The 5,096-nt window shown below is 69.6% G+C and carries 7 protein-coding genes; 1 reads left to right on the top strand and 6 read right to left on the bottom strand.

Annotated elements, in window-relative coordinates:
* Positions 1-140: 140 nt before the first annotated feature.
* From DBR36_RS07410 to DBR36_RS07435, 6 genes are all read right to left on the bottom strand, one after another.
* On the bottom strand, positions 141-1,436 hold the full coding sequence (locus tag DBR36_RS07410) for a citrate synthase (RefSeq protein ID WP_108318244.1): 1,296 nt from the start codon (positions 1,434-1,436) through the stop codon (positions 141-143).
* A gap of 257 nt (positions 1,437-1,693) precedes the next feature.
* The gene (dapC, locus tag DBR36_RS07415; protein WP_108318245.1) at positions 1,694-2,797 is read right to left on the bottom strand and encodes a succinyldiaminopimelate transaminase; all 1,104 of its coding nucleotides are present in this window, start codon (positions 2,795-2,797) and stop codon (positions 1,694-1,696) included.
* 3 nt (positions 2,798-2,800) lie between these two features.
* Entirely contained in the window at positions 2,801-3,121 is a 321-nt protein-coding gene (gene fdxA, locus DBR36_RS07420) for a ferredoxin (protein ID WP_076676249.1), read from the bottom strand.
* 52 nt (positions 3,122-3,173) lie between these two features.
* Positions 3,174-3,572 carry a histidinol dehydrogenase gene (locus DBR36_RS07425; protein WP_108318246.1) on the bottom strand — a complete coding sequence of 133 codons (399 nt, stop codon included), beginning with the start codon at positions 3,570-3,572 and terminating at the stop codon, positions 3,174-3,176.
* A gap of 94 nt (positions 3,573-3,666) precedes the next feature.
* On the bottom strand, positions 3,667-3,981 hold the full coding sequence (locus DBR36_RS07430; RefSeq protein ID WP_108318247.1) for an AzlD domain-containing protein: 315 nt from the start codon (positions 3,979-3,981) through the stop codon (positions 3,667-3,669).
* Positions 3,978-4,703: an AzlC family ABC transporter permease gene (locus DBR36_RS07435; protein WP_108318248.1), complete on the bottom strand. Its 726-nt coding sequence runs from the start codon at positions 4,701-4,703 to the stop codon at positions 3,978-3,980. Before DBR36_RS07435 ends, DBR36_RS07430 begins: the two co-directional genes overlap by 4 nt.
* A 65-nt stretch (positions 4,704-4,768) precedes the next feature.
* Between DBR36_RS07435 and DBR36_RS07440 the strand changes: the two genes are divergently transcribed.
* The coding region (locus DBR36_RS07440; protein WP_146185275.1) for a helix-turn-helix domain-containing protein at positions 4,769-5,096 on the top strand (328 nt) is incomplete at its 3' end.

The raw sequence follows: 5,096 nt of genomic DNA on the forward strand, positions 1-5,096 counted from the left end.
ATGTCCCACATATCGCAGTTCGGCAGCCTCCCGACCGACCAAAAATGGGACGAGCACACCCGCCCGCAGGAGAACACCCCGCCCCGAAAAACAGAACGCCCCGCCCCTGACGAAGAGGGACGGGGCGTTTTTCGACAGAATCAGACGCCGGGGTAGTTGCGCTCGGCCGCACCCGTGTACAGCTGCTGCGGGCGGCCGATCTTGGTCTGCGGGTCGGTGATCGCCTCGCGCCATTGCGCCAGCCAGCCGGGGAGGCGACCGATCGCGAAGAGCACGGTGAACATGCGCGTGGGGAAGCCCATCGCCTTATAGATCACGCCGGTGTAGAAGTCGACGTTGGGGTACAGGCGACGCTCCTTGAAGTAGTCGTCCTGCAGCGCGATCTGCTCGAGCTCTTTTGCGAGGTCAAGCAGCGGGTCGCTGACGCCGAGGGCCTCGAGCACCTCATCGGCTGCCTCTTTGACGAGCTTGGCGCGGGGGTCGTAGTTCTTGTAGACCCGGTGGCCGAAGCCCATGAGCTTGACGCCCTCCTCTTTGTTCTTGACCCGCTCGACGAAACGCTCGACGCTCTCGCCCGAGTCGCGGATGCGGCCGAGCATCTGCAGCACGGCCTCGTTGGCGCCACCGTGCAGGGGTCCGGACAGGGCCTGGATGCCGGCCGAGATCGACGCGAACTGGTTGGCACCGGTCGACCCGACCAGGCGCACCGTCGAGGTCGAGGCGTTCTGCTCATGGTCGGCGTGCAGCATGAGCAGCAGGTCGAGCGCCTTGGTCATGACCGGGTTCACCTGGTAGATCTCGCTCAGCACGCCGAAGTTCAGCTTGAGGAAGTTGTCGACGAAGCTCAGCGAGTTGTCGGGGTACAGGAAGGCCTGACCGATGCTCTTCTTGTGCGCGTAGGCCGCGATCACGGGGAGCTTCGCGAGCATGCGGACCGTGTTCAGCTCGACGTGCTCGGGGTTGTGGGGGTCGGACTCGGCCTCGTAGTAGGTAGACAGAGCGGCGGTCGCGGCGGACAGCACCGACATGGGGTGCGCGGTCGGCGGCAGCGACGAGAAGAAGCGCTTGAGGTCTTCGTGCAGCAGGGTGTGACGGCGGATGCGCTCGTCGAACGACGCCAGCTCGGATGCCGAGGGCAGCTCACCATAGATGAGCAGCCACGCGACCTCGAGGTAGGTGCTGTTCTTCGCGAGCTGCTCGATCGGGTAGCCGCGGTAGCGGAGGATGCCCTGATCTCCGTCGATGAAGGTGATGTCGGACTTGGTCGACGCCGTGTTGACGAATCCGTAGTCGATCGTCGTGTGACCGGTCTGCTTGGTCAGCGACGCGATGTCGATGCTCGGGACGCCGTCGGTGCCTCGCAGGACCGGGAATTCGGCGGCCTTGCCCCCTACCGTGAGAGTGGCCTTGTCCTGCTGCGTGCCCGCGTCGCTCACCGCGCCTCCTTGCGATTTCTGGTCGCCCGTCCGGTCGATCGCGAGGCTAGCGGCACCCGCGGTCTTCTCGACCGATGGATGCCACGGGTATGGCCTCCGGGTCGGCACGCGCACGGAGGGATGCCCCGGACACTGTGCTTTTACAGCCTAGTAGGCCCGGGGTCGTACAGATGACACCGCCAAAGGATGCCCCCATCGAATGGAGGGATCCTTCTGATCAACGCGCCGAATGAAGGGTGAAGACTCGCCCTGGGCCGTCAGCCGGCCAGGCGCGCCGCAGCCGCGGCGATGCGCTCGTCGGTCGCCGTGAGCGAGAACCGCACGTGATCCGGGTAGTGGGTGCCGTAGAAATGACCCGGTCCGACCAGGATGCCGAGCTCGGCCAGGCGCCCGACGCTCTCCCACGCGTCACGGCCCTCGGTGGCCCACAGGTACAGCCCGCCCTCGCTGCGATCGATGGTGAAACCGGCGGCCTCGATCGCGGGCTTGAGCACCGCGCGCCTGCGGGAGTAGAGGGCCCGCTGTGCGGCGACGTGCTCGTCGTCGCCGAGGGCGACGGTCATCGCGCGCTGCACCGGCGCGGGCGGGATGAGGCCCAGGTGCTTGCGCCCCGTCAGCAGGCGCTCCACGAGCGTCGGATCGCCGGCCAGGAAGGCCGCGCGATAGCCCGCGAGGTTCGACTGCTTGCTGAGCGAGTACACCGACAGCACCCCGGCCAGGTCGTCGCCGACCACGCGAGAATCGAGCACGCTCGGCACGGGCTGCGTGTCCCACGGGGCGTCCCAGCCCAGTTCGGCATAGCACTCGTCCGAGGCCAGAACCGCGCCGATCTCGCGCGCCCGGGTCACGGCATCCCGCAGTTCAGCCGTCGACAGCACACGGCCGTCGGGGTTCCCCGGCGAGTTGATCCAGATCAGGCGTGCGTGAGAGGGCCACTGGTTCGGATCATCGGATGCCACGGCCTCGGCGCCCACGAGGCGAGCCCCGACCTCGTACGTGGGGTAGGCGGCGCGGGGATGTACCACCGCATCGCCGGGGCCGATCCCGAGCAGCAGTGGCAACAGGGCGACGAGCTCTTTGGAACCGACGGTCGGCAGCACGTTCTCGGCGCTCAGCCCCGGAACACCACGTCGGCGGTGGTACCACTCGGCGATCGCCTCGCGCAGCGCCGGAGTGCCCGCGGTCTGCGGATAGGCGTGCGCGTCGGTCGCGTCGGCGAGGGCCGCCGCGACGATGGCCGGCGTCGGGTCGACGGGCGAGCCGATCGACAGGTCGACGATTCCGTCGGGGTGACGTCGTGCACGATCCGCGTACGGGGCGACGGCATCCCAGGGGTAGTCGGCGAGGTCGGCGACGCCCACGACTCAGTGGCTCTGCGGGGGAAGCGACGACACGACGGGGTGATCCTTGGCGATCACGCCCACCTTGGCGGCCCCACCGGGCGAGCCGATGTCGTCGAAGAACTCGACGTTGGCCTTGTAGTAGTCGGACCACTCTTCGGGCAGGTCGTCCTCGTAGTAGATGGCCTCGACCGGGCAGACCGGCTCGCACGCACCACAGTCGACGCATTCGTCGGGGTGGATGTAGAGCGACCGCTCGCCTTCGTAGATGCAGTCGACCGGACACTCGTCGATGCAGGCGCGGTCTTTGACATCGACACACGGGAGGGCGATCACGTAAGTCACGGGGTCAGTCTAATCCCGCCGGGGCACCCGGCCCGGCCGACGAGCCGTGACCCTATGATCCGGCGGGGCGCGGGGCGTCGCCGAAACGGGAGAAGTCGGGCCAGAGCGCGACGAGCACCATGAGGGCCGGCCCCACGACGGTCCAGACGATCGGGATCCACTCGGTGCCGGCCGTGGGCGCGGCCACGATCGCCGACCCGCCCGGCCCGATCTGCGAGAACAGGTAGGTCGCGGCCGTCAGACCCAGCCCGCCCGCCAGGGCGTTGATGCGATCGCCGGTCAGGCTGCGCAGAGCCACGAGCAGGGCGGCGCTGCCGATCGTGGCCAGGATGAGTCCGACGGGCAGCGGACCGACGAGGAACGCCTGACCGACGGTTCCGGCGGCGCCGTAGAACGCCCCCACCAGCAGGGCCACGACCCAGCCGACGACGCGCAGAATCCTCGAAGTCACGGGCGCCAGTCTACGTGCGGCTCGTCTGCGCCGGCTGAGCCGACGTCGCTCGGGCGGTGCTAAGCGACCGGCGTTGCCCCGGCTCGCGAACCCCTCAGGCCGCCCAGCCCCCGAGGCGCAGCAGTGCCGCGGTGACGGCCGCCCCGGCCACGACGACGAGGAACGGCGCCCGCACCCACAGCAGCACCGCTGCCACCGCGACCGCCGGGAGCCGCGCATCGATCACGATCGCCGGTCCCGCCGCCACGGTCTGCACGACAACGAGCGCGGCCAGCAGCGCGACCGTCAGCAGGTCCGCGATGCGCGCCGGGCGAGGCGCATCGAGCCAGCGGGCGGGCAACAGATACCCGGTCGCCTTGAGCGCAAGACAGATGACGGATGCCAGGAGCACCGCGGTCCACAGGGTCATGGCATCCCGTCCTCATCGATGACGACCGGTGTCGAAGGGGGGCGTCGCGGGTCGAAGAGACCGACGGCCACGGCGACGCCCGCGGCGGCGATGACCGGGATGCCGGGCATCAGCCACGGCGTCAGCGCGGCCGCGACGACCGCCGCGCCGGCGGCGACCGCGAGGGGCTGCCGGCCACGAAGACGCGGCCAGAGCAGAGCGAGGAATGCGGCTGCCGCGGCCGCATCGAGTCCGTACGCCCGCGGATCGCCCAGCACGTCCCCGAGCAGCGCGCCCGCCAGCGTGGAGAGGTTCCAGCCCACCCAGATCGCGATGCCCGTCACCCAGAACCCGGCACGACGGGCGCGCGGCGTCTCGTGGGCGAGCGCCACGGCGACGGACTCGTCGATCGTGAAGGGGGTCGCGGCGGCCTTGCGCCACGCTCCCCCGCCGACCACCGGAGCCATCCTCATGGCGTAGGCGGCGTTGCGCACCCCCAGCAGCGCGGCCGAGGCGATCGCCGCGGGGGCGGCGGCGAGTCCTCCGGCGGCGACGACGCCGACGAAGGCGAACTGCGAGCCGCCCGTGAACATCAGCAGGCTCAGCACGCAGGTCTGCCAGACATCGAGACCGGATGCCACCGACAGCGCACCGAACGAGATGCCGTAAGCGCTGGTGGCGAGGGCCACGGCGAGACCCTGGCGGGTGGCCGCCCCCTCGGGTGTTCGGTAGAACGAACGCATGCGCATCATCGTGAACGATGCGCGTCTGTTCGTCAAGTCGAACGATCGATGACCATAATGAACGCATGACCGATCTCGGCGACCGCATCGCGGCGACGCTCCGACGAGAGCGCGAGCGCCGCGACCTGAGCGCGTCCGAGCTGGCGAGACGCGCCGGCGTCGCCAAGGCGACCGTCTCGCAGCTCGAAAACGGGGGTGGAAACCCCAGCGTCGAGACGCTGTGGGCGCTCGCCTCGGCGCTCGAGATCCCCTTCGCGGACTTCGTGGACGAGGGAGCGCACTCCCCCACCCTCATCCGGGCGGGCGAGGCGGGGACGGCGGTGGCCTCGGCATCCTCGGCCTATGTCGCCGTGCTGCTCTCGGCGAGTCCCCCGCACGCGCGCCGTGACATCT

It is taken from the genome of Microbacterium sp. HMWF026 (assembly GCF_003061325.1).
In the GTDB taxonomy this organism is placed as follows: Bacteria; Actinomycetota; Actinomycetes; order Actinomycetales; family Microbacteriaceae; genus Microbacterium; species Microbacterium testaceum_E.

Coding starts and splice junctions, on each gene's coding strand:
- DBR36_RS07430 (WP_108318247.1), bottom strand. CDS start 3,981: ATGACCCTGTGGACCGCGGTGCTCCTGGCATCCGTCATCTGTCTTGCG.
- DBR36_RS07435 (WP_108318248.1), bottom strand. CDS start 4,703: ATGCGTTCGTTCTACCGAACACCCGAGGGGGCGGCCACCCGCCAGGGT.